This is a genomic window from Microbacterium sp. NPDC055455, assembly GCF_053619935.1.
In genome coordinates this window covers 381905-398572 of the sequence record NZ_JBSHLB010000001.1, presented here as the reverse complement: position 1 = coordinate 398572, position 16668 = coordinate 381905, and the positions used below count along the sequence as shown (strand labels likewise).

The following is a 16668-nucleotide window of genomic DNA, read 5'->3' as shown; positions in this document are numbered from 1 at the left end:
GTGACGGAATGTGCGAGGGGGCCCGCCCGGCGCGGGCGGACCCCCTCGGGTCGGTGCGGGTCAGGCGGATTCCTGGTACCCGGTGCGCCAGCCGCCGTGGTACGTCTGGCGGGCGACCGTCGAGTACGGCACCGGAGAGACGACGGCGCGGACCTCGAGCTGCTTGTGCGGCTCGACCGACGCCTTCTTCGTGCCCCCGTCGGGCTCGCCCCACACGACCGTGACCTCGGCGCCCTCGGGCACGTCGGGGTTGACCGTCGCGAGCGACAGTGCGCGCTTCTCGTTCGCGCTGTAGCCGGTGAACATCGAGAATCCGACGACGTCGCCTCCGGCATCCGTCACCGCGTCGTAGTTCGCCGACCCGTAGTTCGCCAGCGGCAGGTCGAAGAACTTGAAGCTGTCGCCCTCGGTGTCGAAGAGCGACGCGAAGATCTTCGTGACGTCCTCGGCGTTCCACGCCAGCGTGACCTTGCGGCGCTGGGTGGCCGGGTCGATCTTCTCGAGGGCGTCGCGGCCGATGAAGTCGTGGTCGAACTTGACGAACGAGCCGTAGCCGAGCTCCCACGGGGTGAGGTAGTAGTCCTCGATGTTCTGCGACACGAACGAGCCCGCGAGCGTTCCGGTCGCCTCATAGCTGTCGACGCCCAGCCACTCGCGGTAGCCGCGCTCGGCCTCGCCCGAGTAGATGGCGGGAAGCGGCGACGGGATCCAGCCCGACTCCAGGGTGTTCGACGGATAGGCCCGCGAGCCCACCGGCACGAGGCCGAACTCGGCGCCCGCCTCGACGATGAGGTCGCGCACGCGGTGGTGGTCCTCGTACGGGCCCCACACCTCGAGACCCGGCGCTCCGGCCATGCCGTGGCGCAGCGTGCGGACGTTCGCCCCGCCGATCTGCATCTCGGACATGGCGAAGAACCTCAGCTGCTCGAGCGGGCCGCCGTTGAGCTTCTCGATGACCTGCCACGCGGCCGGCCCCTGGATCTGGAAGCGGTAGTAGCGCCGGCTCACGGCGTCGCCGTACGGGCGCGACGGCGAACGCCGGTCGACCGTGACGTCGAGGTTCGCGTAGCCGCCGGTCTCACCGTGGTACATCAGCCAGTTCGACGCGGGAGCGCGGCCGACGTACACGTACTCGTCCTCGGCCTCGTGGAACAGGATGCCGTCGCCGATGACGTGGCCCGACGCGGTCGTGGGCACGTACTGCTTGGCGCGGTTCACCGGGAACGTCGCGACCGAGTTGATGGCCGTGTCGGAGATCAGCTTGATCGCGTCGGAGCCCTTGAGGAACACATTGTCCATGTGGTGCGACTGGTCGTAGAGCACGGCGGTGTCGCGCCACGCCTTCTGCTCCTTGATCCAGTTCTGGAAGTCCGCGGGGACCACCGGGTAGATGTACGAGCCGATCTGCGAGTTGCGCAGCATCTCGACGGCGTTCTGCGCGTCGATGAGCTCCTGCAGATTCTTCGCCATGGGGGAACCTCTCTGTTCTGGTGATGGGTCAGGTGAAGACGATGGTGTGGTTGCCGTGCCGGATCACGCGGTCCTCGGCGTGCCACTGCACGGCACGCGAGAGCACGGCCCGCTCGACGTACGCCCCGCGGGCCTGCAGGTCCGCGGCGGACATCGAGTGGTCCACCCGCGCGACGTCCTGCTCGATGATCGGACCCTCGTCCAGATCCTCGGTGACGTAGTGGCTCGTCGCGCCGATGAGCTTGACGCCCCGCTCCTTGGCCTTGCGGTAGGGCGCGGCGCCGATGAAGGCGGGGAGGAAGGAGTGGTGGATGTTGATCACCGGGACGCCGACCTCGTCCAGGAACGTGTCCGAGAGGATCTGCATGTAGCGGGCGAGCACGACGAAGTCGGCGTTGCCCTTCAGCAGCTCGACGATCTTCGCCTCGGCCGCCGACTTGTCGGGCCCTTGCGACGGCACGTGGAAGAACGGGATGCCGAAGCTGCGGACGTCCTCGGCGGTGTTGGTGTGGTTGGAGATCACCATGGGGATCGTCACCGGCAGCTCGCCGCGGCGGTGGCGCCACAGCAGCTCGAGCAGACAGTGGTCGCTGGTCGAGACCAGGATCGCCATGCGCTTGGGGATGGACTGGTCGGTCACGCGCCACTCCATCTCGAGCGGACCGAGCGTCTTGTCGAGATCGGCCTCGATCTCGGGCAGGGCCGCCTGCAGGTCGGGCCGGTGGAACACGACCCGCTGGAAGAACTCGCCGCCCTCGGGGTTGTCGGAGTACTGGTCGAGGGTGACGATGTTGCCCTTGTTGCGGGCGATCAGCGCGGTCACCGCCGCGACGAGCCCCGGCTGATCGGGACCGTGGACGATCAGGCAGGCGTGGTCGCGGTGCGTCTCGAGGTGGGCCGTCATCGGCGCGCCCCCGAGGACTGCGCGGCGACGAACTCGCGCGCCCAGGTGCTCGTCGCGAGCAGTCCGCCGAACGTGTAGAAGTGCAGCTTGACGTCGCCGGACTTCGGGTCGGCGGCGAGCAGCTCCGCGAGGTCGGAGACGAAGCGGTCGGGTCCGGCGGTGCCCATGAGGTTGGTCAGCGAGAAGCCGTACTTCTTCACGATCATGGCGTTGGCGCCGATGCCGAACCGGCGGGCGAAGCCGAGCAGGCGCTTGATGCCGGCGGGACCGGGGGTGCCGATGCGGATCTGCGCGTCGATGCCGCGCTCGCGCACCTGGTCGATCCACGCCATGACCGGGTCGGTGTCGAAGGCGAACTGCGTGAGGACGACGGCATCCAGCCCCTGCTGCGCGAGGGCGAGCGCCTTCTCGTCGAGGTGGCGCCACAGCACGTCTTCCGGGATGTCGGGGTGACCCTCGGGGTAGCCGGCGATCGACACCTCGCGCGCGCCGTACTTCTTCAGCAGGCCCGACCGGATCAGGGTGAGGGCGTCGGGGTACGGGCCTGCGGGCTCGGCCGGGTCGCCGCCCACCGCGAAGACGTGCTCGGTGGCCCCGACCTCCTGCAGGCGGGCGAGGAACTCCTCGAGCTGCTCCTGCGACTCCAGCCGCCGTGCCGAGATGTGGGCGACGGGGACGAAGCCCATCTCCTTGACGGCCTTGGCCGCGGCGACCCGCATCTCGAGGTCCTCGTTGCCGAGGAACGTCACGTTGATCTTCGTCCCCTGCGGGATGGTCTCGCGGGCCTCCTCGAGGCCGGGAACGTCCTTGCCCGTCATCTCGAGCGAGAAGCCGTCGACCAGAGCGGCCGCCGAGGGTGAGGCGGGGGTCGGGTGCGCCATGGGAGGTCCTTTCCTCGTCCGGGTGCGTCGCTGCGTCCCGGTATCCAGAGAATACCTATCACCATAGGTAATGGCAATAGGCACGTCGTGTGCGTGACCTCCATGTTCGGTGCGCGGACCGCGGTGGCGACGGGTCGATTCCGTTGAGCGGATGCCGCACCCGCCCGGAACCTGTTCTTCAAGAAAATCGTGACGGGCGTCACGAAACCATTGACAATCGCTCGAGGGTGGCGCACCATGACTCTTGTCCGGCACGCCGAGGTGGGGACTCCGACTCCGGTCGGACGGACCCGGCGGCCGGTGAACCCGCACAGTCATGAGAGGCCCGTCAATGAAGAAGAGTCTTGCCACCGTCGGCGTACTCGCCGCCGCCGCTATCGCCCTGGCCGGCTGCACCGATTCCGGCGCCGATCCCGCCTCGAGCCCGTCCGACGGCGGAGACGCCGGCTCGGGCGACCTGACGACCGTCCGCGTCGCCGCGCTCCCCATCGCCGAGACCGGCGCGCTCTGGGCCGCGATCGACGAGGGCATCTTCGAGGAGCACGGCCTCGAGATCGAGGTCGTCCCCTCGCAGGGCGGCGCCAACGCGATCCCGGCGCTGCTCAGCGGCGACATCCAGTTCGCCATCGGCCAGCCGTTCGGCCCGATCCGCGCCGACCTCCAGGACCTCGGCGTCGTCATCGTCGGCAACTACGCCAACAGCATCGCCGAGGGCGACGACGTCAATGCCGTCGTGGCGCTCGGCGACTCGGGCATCGCGCGTCCCGCCGACCTGGCGGGCAAGAAGGTGTCGGTCAACACGATCGGCGCGGCCGGCGACCTCACCATCCGCAAGGCCGTGCAGGACGACGGCGGCGACCCCTCGACGATCGAGTTCGTCGAGGTCGCCTTCCCCGACGTGCCGGCGCAGCTCGAGGCCGGCACCATGGACGCCGCCTGGGCTCCCGACCCGTTCCGCGGCATGATCGTGGGCGGCGGCGGCGTCTCGGTCGTCCAGCCCTACCAGGCGACGATCCCCGGGCTGACGGTGCTGACCAACATCACGACGCAGGCGCTCATGGACGAGGACCCCGAGCTCGTCACGGCCTACTCCGAGGCGATGGCTGAGGCCCTCGACTGGGCGGCCGGCAACGAGGAGGCGGTCCGCGCCGCGATCGCGACGAACCTCGAGATCCCCGAGGAGGCGGCCGCCGGCATCACGCTGCCGACCTTCACGTGGGACCTCGCCGACGCCGGCATCGAAGACCTCGGCGCCCTGGCGGTCGAGTTCGCGTACATCGACGCCGAGCCCGACTACGACCGCCTGCTGCAGCAGCAGTGACGGCGTGGAGTGAGCGGATGCCGCGCGCTGCGGCATCCGCTCCCTCCCTCCTGCCCTCCCGACGCCGCCCCTCCACCGATCGGACCCGCCGATGGCCGTCGCCGACGCCCCCATGATCGTCGCCACACCGCCGCGCCGACGCAGCGCGCGACGGATGCGCACCCTCCGCAAGTTCGCCCTCGGCGTCGCCGGCGTCGTCGGATTCCTCGTCACATGGCAGCTGCTGCCGACGCTCGGCCTGGTCGATCCGCGCTACTTCCCCAGCGCGACCACGACGCTCGCCGCGCTCGGGCAGGAGCTGCGGGACCTCGAGTTCTGGCGCAACGTCGGGCGCACGATGACCGCCTGGGGCATCGGCCTGGCCATCGCCACGGTGCTCGCGACGGTGCTCGGCACGGTCATCGGACTCGTCCCGTTCCTGCGCCGCGCGACCCACACCACGGTGGAATTCCTCCGCCCGATCCCGTCGGTCGCACTCATCCCGCTCGCCATCCTCATGTTCGGGCTGCGGATCGAGGCGGCGCTCGTCATCATCGTCTACGCCAGCTTCTGGCAGGTCTTCATCCAGGTGCTGTACGGCGTCGCCGACGTCGACACGGTCGCCCGTGACACCGCCCGCAGCTTCGGCCTCTCGCGCGGCTCGCGGATCGTGAACCTGGTGTTCCCGACCGCCCTGCCGTACCTCATGACGGGTCTGCGGCTCGCGGCGGCGGTCGCGCTGATCCTGGCCATCACGGCCGAGATGTTCATCGGCAACCCGGGCCTCGGGCGCGAGATCGTGTTCGCGCAGTCCGCGGGCAACTGGCCCACCGTGTATGCGCTCGTCATCGTGACCGGCATCCTGGGCCTGCTCATCAACCTGGTGTTCCGCGCGATCGAGCGTCGCTCGCTGGCCTGGCACCAGTCGGTGCGAGGGGAGGAAGTGCTGTGACGCTCTACACCAGCACCGTGGTGACCCCCCGGCGGCCGTCCCGCGTCTGGGCGAAGATCGGCGAGAACACGCTGTACGCGATCGGGCTGCCCCTTCTGCTGCTCATCATCTGGGGCATCTGGGCGAGCTTCACGACGGCCACGTTCTTCCCGCCGCCGCTCGAGATCCTCGACGCGTTCATCGACACCTGGATCGGTCCGGCCTTCATCACCGACGTGCTGCCGAGCCTCGGCCGCCTCGCGATCGGCATCGTCATCTCGATCCTCGTCGGCATCGTCGCGGGCACCCTCATCGGCCTGAACCGATGGCTGCGCGAGCTGCTGGAGCCGATGCTGGAGTTCTTCCGCGCGGTCCCCCCTCCCGTGCTGCTGCCCATCGTCGTCGTGCTGATGGGACCGACCGACGCGATGAAGATCGTCGTGATCGTGGTGGGCTCGGTGTGGCCGATCCTGCTCAACACGATCGAGGGCGTGCGCGCCACGGACTCGGTCATGACCGAGACGGCCCGCTCTTTCGCCGTGACGCCCATGGAGCGCCTGCGCTACCTGGTGCTGCCCGCGGCGAGTCCGCGCATCATGGCCGGCGTGCGGCAGTCGCTGTCGATCGCCCTCATCCTGATGGTGATCTCGGAGCTGGCGTACTCGTCGTCCGGCCTGGGCTATCAGATCGTCTACTTCCAGCGCAATTACCTCATCGCCGAGATGTGGAGCGGCATCCTGCTGCTCGGCCTCATCGGCATCCTGCTCGCGACGATCTTCGGGCTCGTCGAGCGTCGCGTGCTGCGCTGGTACCACGGAATCAAGGAGGTGGAGCGTGCCTGACACGCTGCTGAAGGTCGAGCACCTGCGCAAGGTGTACGAATCGACGACCGGGAACGTCGAGGCGATCGGCGACATCAGCTTCCGGATGGATGCCGGCGAGCTGGTGTGCATCGTCGGCCCCTCCGGGTGCGGCAAGACGACGCTGCTGAAGTGCATCGCCGGCCTGCTGCGGCCCACCTCCGGGGTGGTGGAGCTCGACGGCAAGCGCGTGACCGCGCCGCCGCCCAAGATGGCGCTCGTGTTCCAGGAGTACGGCCGCAGCCTCTACCCCTGGCTCACCGTGCGCGGCAACGTCGAGCTGCCCCTCAAGCACAAGAAGCTCTCGCGCACCGACCGCGACCGGCTCATCGACGACGCGCTGACGGCCGTCGGCCTCGACCACGCCGCCAAGAGCTACCCGTGGCAGCTGTCCGGCGGCATGCAGCAGCGCGTCGCGATCGCCCGCGCCGTCGCGTACCAGCCCGAGGTGCTCATCATGGACGAGCCGTTCGCCGCCGTCGACGCCCAGACCCGCGCCGACCTCGAGGACCTGGTGCGCACGCTCCACCGCGAGCGGGGCATGTCGATCCTCTTCGTGACGCACGACATCGACGAGTCGGTCTACCTCGGCGAACGGGTGATCGTGCTGTCGAAGTCGCCGACCTGGGTGCAGGAGGACCTCGCGATCGACCTCGAGGCCGACCGCGACCAGATCACCACCCGCGCGCTGCCCCGCTTCACCGAGCTGCGCACCCACGTGTACGAGCAGATCCAGCGTGCCAAGCGCGGCGAGGCCGTCCGCCCGGGGGCGGCGTGAGCGTTCTCCCCGTCGAGGGCTCGGTCCTCACGCGCAAGCCGAGGCAGCTGCTGCTGGCCTTCTTCGGCGAGTTCGTGTGCGACCGGTACTTCGCACCGCTGCGCGCGAGCGTGCTGATCGGCACCCTCGAGAGCGCGGGCGTGGCGGCCTCCGCCGTGCGCACCAACCTCGACCGCATGGTCGCGAGCGGGGTGCTCGAACGCCGGCGCCTCGGGCGCGAGATCGGGTTCGAGCTGACCTCCCACGGCAGCGAGGTGCTGCGCGAGGCGTCGGGCCGCGTGAACGGGCCCGCGCCGTTCGAGCCCCAGGGCGAGGGCTGGACGCTCGTCACCTTCAGCGTCCCCGAGCACCTCCGCGACCTGCGGCACCGCCTGCGCGCCGCGCTGACGTGGTCGGGATTCGCGGTGCTGCGCGACGGGCTGTGGATCGCCCCCGGGGCGGTGGACCTCGCTGCCGCGCTGGATGCGATCATCCCCGACCTGCCCCCGGGCTCGGTCACCGCGTTCTCGGCGACCGAGCTCGACGGGTTCCCGATGGCCGAGGCGGTGCGCGTGGCGTGGGACATCGAGCGCATCCGCGAGGCGCACCTCGAGTTCATCGCGCACTGGGAGCGCGAGGATGCGGCATCCGATCTCCCTGCCGTCACCGCGCGGACCCTGCTCGTCGCCGACTGGCTCGCGCTGCTGCGCGCCGACCCCCGGCTGCCGCGCCAGTACATGGGCGAGGACTGGCCGGCCGACCGCTCCGCCGAGCTGTTCACGCGGCGGCACCGGGAGTTCGCCTTCCCGGCCGTGCGGGACTTCGCCGGCCTCGTCGACTGACACTGCCGTCGGTCCCAGCGCGCGTGCCGGCCTCGCGACCCTTGGCTCTCAACAGGTCGACCGCGGTTCTACAGGACCGATCCGGTCCGCTGCCTCCTGTAGAGGGCCGGTTGACCTGTCGACGGGTGGGCGCGCGGGTCGGGGGAGACTGCCGGGGGGTCGAGCCGCGTGCTCATCGGCTCTCGCCGAACCGCGCGCGCAGGTCGGCCTTGCGCACCTTGCCCGAGGCGGTGCGCGGCAGCTCCTCCACCACGACGACGTTCTTCGGCAGCTTGTAGCGCGCGAGCACGCCGTCCAGGTGGGAGCGCACGATCTCGGTGTCCACCTCCGCACCCTCCTTGAGCGTCACGACCGCCCACGGCACCTCGCCCCAGCGCTCGTCGGGCACGCCGACGACAGCGACGCCCGAGATGCCCTCGATGTCGGAGATGAGGTTCTCGACCTCGGCGGGATAGATGTTCTCGCCGCCCGAGATGATCATGTCCTTGAGGCGATCGGCGATGTAGAGGTAGCCGTCGGCATCGAGGTAGCCGAGATCGCCCGAGCGGAACCAGCGGTCGTCGGTGAACGCGGCCGCCGTCGCCTCGGGCTGGCCGTGATAGCCGAGGAAGACGTTGGGCCCCGAGATCTCGATCTCGCCGACGGTGCCGCGCGGCACGACGTCACCGTGCTCGTCGGTGATGCGCACCTCGGTGAAGAAGTGCGGGAGGCCGACGCTGCCCTGCTTCTCGCGGGTCTTCGACGGTGCGAGCGACGTCGCGCCCGGCGAGGTCTCGGTCATGCCGTAGCCCTGCGAGAACGACAGCCCGCGCTCCTCGTAGGCATTGAGGATGCGGGTGGGCACGGCCGAGCCGCCGCACGTGAGCTTCCGCAGCGTCGAGATGTCGGTCGCCGCCCAGTCCGGGTGGTCGGCCAGCATCTGGTACGTGGTCGGCACGCCGCTGAGCATCGTGACGCCGTGGCGCTGGATCTGCGCGAGCGCGCGACCTGGCTCGAAGCCCTTCTCGAGGACGAGCGTCGCACCCTTGAGGATCACCGGCAGCGCGCCCATGCCCAGCGACGCGACGTGGAACAGCGGGGAGATCATCAGCGAGACGTCGGTCGAGACGACGTCGTAGTCGACGATGCAGTTGACCGCGACCCACGTGAGGTTGCCGTGGCTCAGCACGGCCCCCTTCGGACGCCCCGTGGTGCCCGACGTGTAGATGATGGCCGCCGGGTCGTCCAGGCCCACGTCGGCGACGGTGTGGCCGCCGGGGGCCTCGGCCACGAGGCGGGCGAGACCCGGGTGCCCCGGCAGCCCCTCGCCGGTCACGATGACGTGGGCGATGCGCCCCGCCTCGATGCCCGGCATCGCGCGTTCCAGGAACTCGGGGTCGAGCACGACGGCGCGTGCCCCCGAGTCGACGAGGATGTGCTGCATCTCGGGAGCGGCGAGCCGCGTGTTCAGCGGCACGAAGACGGCGCCCAGCTGCGCCGCGCCGAACATCACCTGCAGGAACTGCGGGCTGTTCTCGCCGATGTAGGCGACGGCGTCGCCACGGCGGATGCCGCGATGCCACAGCACGGCGGCGACATGGTCGGCGGCATCCGCCAGCCGGCGATAGCTCAGCTCGTCGTCGCCGAAGACGACGGCCGTCTTGTCGGGGTCCTTCAGCCGCCGCTTGGCGAGCCAGAACCCGATTCCCTCGTGCATCGTTGCGGGGTCCTCTCCCTCGAGGAAGCGTGCGGGTCGGAAGAGCCGATCAGGCGTAGAAGCGGTACAGGCCGCGCGCCGCGACGGCGGGCTTCTCGGCGCCCTCGATCTCGATGGTCTGGTCGACGGCGAACTGGTAGCCGCCGCGCACCTCGGTGACCTCGGCGATGACGGCGGTCATGCGCACGCGGGCGCCCACGGGCACGGGCGAGACGAACCGGACCTTGTCGAGGCCGTAGTTCACGCGCGTCGTGACGCCGGTCACGTCGAAGAGCTCCGACCAGAACTTGACCGCGAGCGACAGGGTGAGGAAGCCGTGCGCGATGGGACCGCCGAACGGCCCCTCCGCCGCGCGCGCCGGGTCGACGTGGATCCACTGGTGGTCGTCGGTGGCATCGGCGAAGAGGTTCACGCGGTCCTGCGTGATCTCGAACCACTCGGTGTGGCCGAGGTCGGTGCCGGCGAGGCCGGCGACGTCGGCGTAGTCGACGGTGGTGGTCATGGTTTCTCCTTCGTGGACGGGTCAGGTGAAGGCCGACGCGCCGGTGAGCGCGCGGCCGACGATGAGGGCGTTGATCTCGTGCGTGCCCTCGTAGGAGTACACGGCTTCGGCATCGGCGAAGAACCGCGCGACGTCGTGCTCGAGCAGGATGCCGTTGCCGCCGAGCACCTCGCGGCCGAGCGCGACCGTCTCGCGCGCGAGGCGCGCGGTCTGCATCTTGGCCAGGGCGGAGTTCTCGTCGGCGAACTCGCCCTGGTCCTGCCGGGCGGACAGCTGCACCACGAGGGCGAGCGAGGCGACGGTGTTGCCGAGCATGCGCGCCAGCTTCTCCTGCACGAGCTGGAAGCCGCCGATGGGGCGCTCGAACTGGTGGCGCTCGCGCACGTAGCGGACCGCGGCGTCGAGGGCGCCGGCCTGCAGGCCGGTGGCGATCCACGCCACGTCTGAGCGCATCGCCCGCAGGATCCGCGAGACGTCGCGCCACCCGTTCACGTTGTGGAGGCGCGCCGTCTCGGCCACACGCACGCCGTCGAGGGTGATGATCGCGTTCTGCATCGGACGCAGCGCGACCTTGCCGGTCATCGCCTCGAGCCGCACGCCCTCGGCGTCGGTCGGCACCAGGAACGCCTTGACGGCGTGGTCGTCGACGTCGCGGGCGAAGACCAGGAGGACGTCGGATGCCGCGGCCCCGCCGATCCACTTCTTCCGGCCGTCGATCACCCAGTCGCCGCCGTCGCGCCGCGCGGCCGTCGCGAGCCCGCCGGCGATGTCGGAGCCGTGCTCCGGCTCGGTGAGCGCGAACACGCCCTTGAGGTCGAAGCTGCGCACACGGGGGTCGAGCTCCGCAGCCTGCTCCGGCGACCCGCCCAGCGCGACGGCGGTACGGAAGAGTCCGGACTGCGCGTTGTACAGGGTGGCCACCGACACGTCGGTGCGGGCCAGCACGTAGTTGCGGAAGCCCGAGTACATGCTCGACGCCGCCTCGGCGGCATCCACCCCCTCCGGCTGCATCAGATCGAGGGGGATGAGCGCGTCCAGGACGCCGGCCGGCATGGTCGCCGTCTCCCACGCTTGGGCGAGGAGCGGACGGATGCTGCGATCCAGCGTCTGCTGCAGCCGCGCCAGCGCCGCGCGCGCGGCCGGGCTCAGGTGCGCGGCAGCGATCGCATACGGGTCGAACCCGAACGTCGCATCCGACTCGAGCGCAGGCATGTCAGCCCCCGAGTCCCAGCAGGCGTGCGGCGTTGTCCTTCAGGATGCCGGGCAGGACCTCGGGCTTGAAGGAGCCGGCGGTCTCGGCATCCGTCATCCAGCGGTCGGGCGTGAGGAGCGGGAAGTCCGAGCCGAACAGCACGCGCCTCTTGAGGTAGGAGTTCGCGGCGCGCACCAGCGACTCCGGGAAGTACTTCGGGCTCCAGCCGGACAGGTCGATCCAGGTGTTGTGCTTGTGCGTGGCGACCGAGAGCGCCTCGTCCTGCCAGGGGACCGAGGGGTGGGCCATGATGATCTGCAGGTCGGGGAAGCGCGCGGCCACCGGGTCGAGCAGGATCGGGTTGGACAGCCCGAGCAGCAGCCCCCGCCCGCCCGGCAGGCCGGCGCCGATGCCGGTCTGGCCGGTGTGGAAGAGCGCGACGACCCCGGCCTCCTGCAGCGCCTCGTACAGCGGGAAGCGGGCCTCGTCGGAGGGGTCGAAGCCCTGGACCGTCGGGTGGAACTTGAAGCCGCGCACGCCGTGCTCGTCGATGAGCCGCCGCACGCGGTCGAGCGCATCGGGCCGACGCGGGTCGACCGAGCCGAACGGGATGAGCACGTCGTTGTTGCGGGCGGCGCCCTCGGCGATGTCGGCGCTCGAGAGCGGGGCGTGACCCAGCTGCGTCTCGGCGTCGACGGTGAACACGACGGCGGCCATGCGCCGCTCGCGGTAGTACGCGGCGACCGAGTCCAGGTCGGGGTTCGGCCCGTCGGTGCTGAAGTACTTCGCCGCGGCGTCGGCGAGATCGCCCGGCAGCGAGGCGTGCCCGTGCCCGTCGACCTCGATGTGCACGTGCACGTCGATCGCCGTGATCGCGTCGAGGTCGATCGCGGGTTCGTAGCGGGTCATGTCGGGCCTTCCGGGTCTTCGGTCCCGTGCCTGCCGAAGGGCGCTTCGACAGGCACGGGACCGACGGGTCAGGGGCGCTGGAGGTCGTCGGGGAGCGGCGGGAACTTCTCGCCGACCGTCTGCAGGTCGCCCACCGCGTCGCCGAAGCCGGCGGCGAGATCGTCGTACGACCAGCCGCCGTCGTGGAAGGCGGTCGCGACCGGCTCGGGGTGAGACCACAGCTGCAGCCGGTCGCCGCCGATCCCGATGGCCTGGCCGGTGACGCCGGCGGCGGCATCCGATGCCAGGTACGCGATGAGCCCGGCCACGTCGTCGGAGGTGCCGAAGCCGAGGTCGTGGCGGAAGAACGGGGGCATCGGCTCGCCGGCCGCCTCGGCCTCGACGGCGGCGGCGAAGTACGGGACGGTGGCCGTCATGGCGGTCGCGGCGACCGGGATGACGGCGTTGGCGGTGATGCCCGCGCGCTTGAGCTCGAGCGCCCACGTGCGCACCATGCCGACGATGCCGGCCTTGGCGGCGGCGTAGTTGGTCTGCCCGAAGTTGCCGCGCTGCCCGGTCGGCGAGCCGATCGCGATGATCCGGCCGGGGACCTCGTTCTCGCGCATCCAGGTGGCGGCCGCCCGCACGCACGTGAAGGTGCCGCGGAGGTGGACGTTGATGACGGTGTCGAAGTCGTCGTCGCTCATCTTCCACAGCACGGTGTCGCGCAGCACGCCGGCGTTCGTGACGAGGATGTCGAGCCGGCCGAAGGTGTCGACCGCGGTGCGCACGAGCTGCTCGGCGGTCTCGGTCGGACCCACGGGGGCCGCCACCGCGGCGGCGCGTCCGCCCTCGGCCTCGATCGCGGCGACCGCCTCGGCGGCCGTGGCCTCGTCGACGTCGTTGATCACCACGGCCGCTCCCTGCCGGGCGAGCTCCTGCGCGTAGGCGAGGCCGAGCCCGCGCCCGGAGCCGGTGACGATCGCGACCTTGCCGTCGAGGGGGCGGGCGGTGCCGCTCGGGGTGACGTCGGATGACATGCGTGAGACTCCTTCGTGTCGCGGCCCGGTCGGCGCGGGGCGCCGTACCGAGGTTCGGGACCCATTGAAGACCTAACCGTTGAAAATGTCAATCATTTCGTTCATCCACGAACTGGGCTACGCTCGTGGCCATGCCGAAATCCGCCGACGCCGTCGCCCCGTCGGGCCTGCGCGCCTCGGTGCTCGCCGACGACGTGAGCTTCCTGCTCGCGCGTGCGAACGCGATCGCGCTCGCCGCGGGCAACGCGGCGCTGGCAGAGCACGGGCTGAAGGCGCGGTCGTTCTCGGTGCTGGTCCTGGCGTCGGGCGATGCCCGGCCCTCGCAGCGCGACCTCGCCGAGTTCCTGCGCCTCGACCCGAGCCAGGTCGTCAGCCTCGTCGACGACCTGCAGTCCCGCGGTCTGGTCGAGCGGCAGCCCGACCCCTCCGACCGGCGCGCGAACGTCGTCGTCGCCACGGATGCGGGGCGCACGCTCGCGGGCGCCGCCCGGGAGGCCGCGCGCGTCGCGGAGGAGCGGGTGCACGCGCAGCTGTCGGAGGAGGAGCGCGAGCTGCTCACCGGCCTGCTGCGCCGGCTCGCCTTCCCCGAGGACTGACGGCTCCCGGGTTCGGGGTCGGTGTTGGAGAGCGGCGCCGGCGGGGCGCGGCATCCGTCATCGTGTCAGCGGCGGTCGAGCACGTAGCGGTCGCGGCCGGCGAACACCCCGACGACGGTGAGGCCCACGAGCACGGCCAGGACCAGCGCGAGCGACGCGGTCCACCCGCCGGTGATGCTGTGGAGTCCGCCGAAGGCCACCGGCCCGAGCGCGGCGATCACGTAGCCGACCGACTGCGACATGCCCGACAGCGCGGCGGAGGTGTCGTGATCGCGGGCGCGCTGCGCCATCAGCGTGAGCGACATCGCGAGGGTCGCGCCGCCGGTGAGGCCGATGAGGGAGCCCCACACCAGCACGGCGCCGGGGGCGAGCATCAGGCCGACGACGCCGATGATCGCGAGCGACGGGATCAGCGCGGGGGCCCAGCGCTCGAGGCTCCCGCGGAGGATCAGCGGCAGCAGCAGGCAGCCGGCGAGCGAGAACAGCTGGTAGACCATGACGTCGACGCCGGCGACGACCTCCGAGCGACCGGTGGACATCGACAGCGGCGCGAGCCAGGTCACGAACATGTAGAACATGGATGCCTGCAGCCCCATGTAGACCGCGACCAGCCAGGCGATCGGATCCGACCAGATCCCGGTGCGACCGCGCGGCGCTTTCGCGCGATCGTGCACGCTGCGGGCCCCGCGGTGCGCCCACCACCACGCCGCGACGGCGAAGGGCAGCAGGGCCGCGCCCGTGACGAGCAGCGCGAATCGCCAGCCCGCCGCCTCGCCGCCGACCTCGATGTGCGAGATGGGCACGACGACTCCGGACGAGACCGCACCCATCCCGGCCAGCAGCGCGGTGTACACGGCGGTCATCGCCGGCACGCGGCCCGGGAACTCGCGCTTGACCACGGCCGGCATGAGGACGTTGATGATCGCGATCCCGACGCCGATGATCGCCGTGCCGATCCACAGGCTCACGACCGGCCCCGGGATCGACCGCACGAGCGTGCCGGCCAGCAGCACGAGCAGCGACCACAGCAGCACGCGGGGCTGGCCGAAGCGGCGGCTGAGCTCGTGCGCGACGGGGGAGAACAGCGCCCAGGCGACCAGCGGCACCGCCGCGAGCACGCCGAGCGCGGTCAGCGACATCCCGGTGTCGGCGCCGATCTGGTCGAGCAGCGGCCCGAGCCCCGTGATGGCCGGGCGCATGTTGGCCGCGACCAGGCACACCGCCGCCAGCAGCATCGCCACCGACGCCGTGCGCGGCGTGCGCGGCGGAGCGGTCCGCGACGATGGGGTCATAGGGCTCGGACTATAGCCCACGCGGCGGGCGTGGCATCCGTCCATTCCCGTTCAGCGGCAGCCCTCGTGCGAGGAAGGGGCGTCAGGCGAGGCCCTCGAGGGGCCAGCCGGTGTAGGCCTCCGCCAGGAAGCGGCGGCCGGCCTCGGACTCGACCACCGACTGCAGCTCGCCCAGCTGGCGCAGGCGGTCGAAGTCCGACGCGTCGGGGGCGACGTGGAGCATGTTGGTCATCCACCAGGAGAAGTGCTGAGCCTTCCAGATGCGGTGCAGCGCCTTCTCGGGGAACTGCTGGAGGAGGCGGTCGTCGTTCTCCAGCAGCAGCGCGCGCAGTGCGCGCTCGAGCACGATCACGTCCGCGACCGCGAGGTTCATGCCCTTCGCGCCGGTGGGCGGCACGGTGTGGGCGGCGTCGCCGATGAGGGCGACGCGACCGTGCAGCAGCTCGTGGGCGACGAAGCTGCGGAACCGCAGCACGTCCCGCTGGAAGATCGGGCCCTCCCTGAGGGTCGTGCCGGGCACGCGCTTCTGCAGCTCCTCCCACAGGTGCTCCTCGCTCAGCGCGTTCGGGTCGGCGTTCGGGTCGCACTGGAAGTACATGCGCTGCACCGTGGGGCTGCGCTGGCTGATGAGCGCGAACCCGTCGGGGGAGTTGCTGTAGATGAGCTCCTCGGCGCTCGGCGGCGCCTCGCAGAGGATGCCGAACCACGCGAACGGGTACTCGCGGAAGTAGCCGCCGGTCGACGAGCCGGTGACCGCCTCGCGCACGACGCTGCGCGAGCCGTCGGAGCCGACGACGAAGTCCGCCTCGATCTCGAGCGGAGCACCGTCGGCGTCGGTCGCGATGACACGCGGACGATCGGATGCCGCATCCTCGACGCGCACGGCGGTGACGCCGAAGCGGAGGTCCTGGCCCTTGTCCAGGCGTGCGGCGATGAGGTCCTTGAGCGCCTCGTGCTGCGGGTACAGCCACACGCCACGGCCGACGAGCTCGGCGAAGTCGATGCGGTGGCCGGCGCCCGAGAAGCGCAGCTCGATGCCGTCGTGACGGTTGCCCACGGTGCGGACGCGGCTCGACGCTCCGGACGCGTCGAGGATCTCGACGGTGCCCTGCTCGAGGATGCCGGCGCGGATCGTCGTCTCGATCTCCTCGCGCGAGCGCTGGTCGATGACGATCGACTCGATGCCGGCGTTGCCGAGGAGATGCGCCAGCAGGAGTCCGGCGGGTCCGGCGCCGACGATGGCGACGCGGGTGCTGATCGTGGTGGTCATGACGTCTCCTTCGACGACGTGAGGGGGGTGCGGATGCCTCGCCCCAGTGTGACCCCGCTCCACCTCGTCGGTGTGTAGATTCCCGTTCATCGGGACGGCTGTCACCCCGTCCCTTGCCGACATCGCGGTTACTCGGCGAATGACCACGCTGTGGGCGCCCAGGACGTGGTCGCTCGTCGAGGAACCGCGAACTCGGCGGGGGTTGGGGTGGGGGTGGGGATGGGGATGAGGATGGGGTGGGATGACG

At 70.8% G+C, this 16668-nt stretch carries 16 protein-coding genes; 6 read left to right on the top strand and 10 right to left on the bottom strand.

Annotation, left to right across the window (positions count from 1 at the left end; all coding sequences use genetic code 11):
* Positions 1-60 precede the first annotated feature (60 nt).
* The 3 genes from ligM to ACWGUG_RS01665 are packed head-to-tail and all read right to left on the bottom strand — an operon-like array spanning position 61 to position 3255.
* Entirely contained in the window at positions 61-1470 is a 1410-nt protein-coding gene (gene ligM, locus ACWGUG_RS01675) for a vanillate/3-O-methylgallate O-demethylase (protein ID WP_452323623.1), read from the bottom strand.
* A gap of 28 nt (positions 1471-1498) precedes the next feature.
* On the bottom strand, positions 1499-2374 hold the full coding sequence (gene purU / locus ACWGUG_RS01670; RefSeq protein ID WP_336394267.1) for a formyltetrahydrofolate deformylase: 876 nt from the start codon (positions 2372-2374) through the stop codon (positions 1499-1501).
* Positions 2371-3255: a methylenetetrahydrofolate reductase gene (locus ACWGUG_RS01665; RefSeq protein ID WP_336394268.1), complete on the bottom strand. Its 885-nt coding sequence runs from the start codon at positions 3253-3255 to the stop codon at positions 2371-2373. The genes purU and ACWGUG_RS01665 overlap by 4 nt, the downstream gene beginning before the upstream one ends.
* Positions 3256-3586: 331 nt before the next feature.
* Here ACWGUG_RS01665 and ACWGUG_RS01660 point away from each other — a divergent pair, with 331 nt between their 5' ends.
* From ACWGUG_RS01660 to ACWGUG_RS01640, 5 genes are all read left to right on the top strand, one after another.
* Entirely contained in the window at positions 3587-4576 is a 990-nt protein-coding gene (locus tag ACWGUG_RS01660) for an ABC transporter substrate-binding protein (RefSeq protein ID WP_336394269.1), read from the top strand.
* Positions 4577-4667: 91 nt separating this feature from the next.
* Positions 4668-5507 carry an ABC transporter permease gene (locus ACWGUG_RS01655; protein ID WP_336394270.1) on the top strand — a complete coding sequence of 280 codons (840 nt, stop codon included), beginning with the start codon at positions 4668-4670 and terminating at the stop codon, positions 5505-5507.
* Positions 5504-6328, top strand: coding sequence for an ABC transporter permease (locus tag ACWGUG_RS01650; RefSeq protein ID WP_336394271.1), 825 nt, complete (start codon positions 5504-5506; stop codon positions 6326-6328). Before ACWGUG_RS01655 ends, ACWGUG_RS01650 begins: the two co-directional genes overlap by 4 nt.
* Positions 6321-7124 (top strand): ABC transporter ATP-binding protein, encoded by an 804-nt coding sequence (locus tag ACWGUG_RS01645; protein ID WP_378878788.1) that lies wholly within the window; start codon positions 6321-6323, stop codon positions 7122-7124. The genes ACWGUG_RS01650 and ACWGUG_RS01645 overlap by 8 nt, the downstream gene beginning before the upstream one ends.
* A complete protein-coding gene (locus tag ACWGUG_RS01640) occupies positions 7121-7945 on the top strand; it encodes a PaaX family transcriptional regulator (protein ID WP_452323622.1) in 825 nt (274 codons plus the stop codon). Before ACWGUG_RS01645 ends, ACWGUG_RS01640 begins: the two co-directional genes overlap by 4 nt.
* A gap of 172 nt (positions 7946-8117) precedes the next feature.
* On the opposite strand, the gene ACWGUG_RS01635 is transcribed toward ACWGUG_RS01640, so the two are convergent.
* The 5 genes from ACWGUG_RS01635 to ACWGUG_RS01615 all read right to left on the bottom strand — a co-directional run bounded on the left by ACWGUG_RS01635 (position 8118) and on the right by ACWGUG_RS01615 (position 13263).
* Positions 8118-9641, bottom strand: coding sequence for an acyl-CoA synthetase (locus ACWGUG_RS01635; RefSeq protein ID WP_336394274.1), 1524 nt, complete (start codon positions 9639-9641; stop codon positions 8118-8120).
* A 49-nt stretch (positions 9642-9690) separates the two neighbouring features.
* Positions 9691-10143, bottom strand: a complete 453-nt coding sequence (locus ACWGUG_RS01630) for a MaoC family dehydratase (RefSeq protein ID WP_336394275.1) — start codon at positions 10141-10143, stop codon at positions 9691-9693.
* Between the two features lie 21 nt (positions 10144-10164).
* On the bottom strand, positions 10165-11355 hold the full coding sequence (locus ACWGUG_RS01625) for an acyl-CoA dehydrogenase family protein (protein ID WP_452323621.1): 1191 nt from the start codon (positions 11353-11355) through the stop codon (positions 10165-10167).
* A 1-nt stretch (position 11356) separates the two neighbouring features.
* Positions 11357-12244: an amidohydrolase family protein gene (locus ACWGUG_RS01620; protein WP_378878781.1), complete on the bottom strand. Its 888-nt coding sequence runs from the start codon at positions 12242-12244 to the stop codon at positions 11357-11359.
* A 68-nt stretch (positions 12245-12312) separates the two neighbouring features.
* Positions 12313-13263, bottom strand: a complete 951-nt coding sequence (locus ACWGUG_RS01615; protein WP_452323620.1) for an SDR family oxidoreductase — start codon at positions 13261-13263, stop codon at positions 12313-12315.
* A gap of 131 nt (positions 13264-13394) precedes the next feature.
* Between ACWGUG_RS01615 and ACWGUG_RS01610 the strand changes: the two genes are divergently transcribed.
* Positions 13395-13859, top strand: coding sequence for a MarR family winged helix-turn-helix transcriptional regulator (locus ACWGUG_RS01610; RefSeq protein WP_452323619.1), 465 nt, complete (start codon positions 13395-13397; stop codon positions 13857-13859).
* A 65-nt stretch (positions 13860-13924) separates the two neighbouring features.
* Here ACWGUG_RS01610 and ACWGUG_RS01605 read toward each other — a convergent pair whose 3' ends face one another.
* The gene (locus ACWGUG_RS01605) at positions 13925-15151 is read right to left on the bottom strand and encodes an MFS transporter (RefSeq protein WP_452323618.1); all 1227 of its coding nucleotides are present in this window, start codon (positions 15149-15151) and stop codon (positions 13925-13927) included.
* A gap of 82 nt (positions 15152-15233) precedes the next feature.
* The gene (locus ACWGUG_RS01600; RefSeq protein ID WP_452323617.1) at positions 15234-16421 is read right to left on the bottom strand and encodes a 4-hydroxybenzoate 3-monooxygenase; all 1188 of its coding nucleotides are present in this window, start codon (positions 16419-16421) and stop codon (positions 15234-15236) included.
* Positions 16422-16668: the final 247 nt, after the last annotated feature.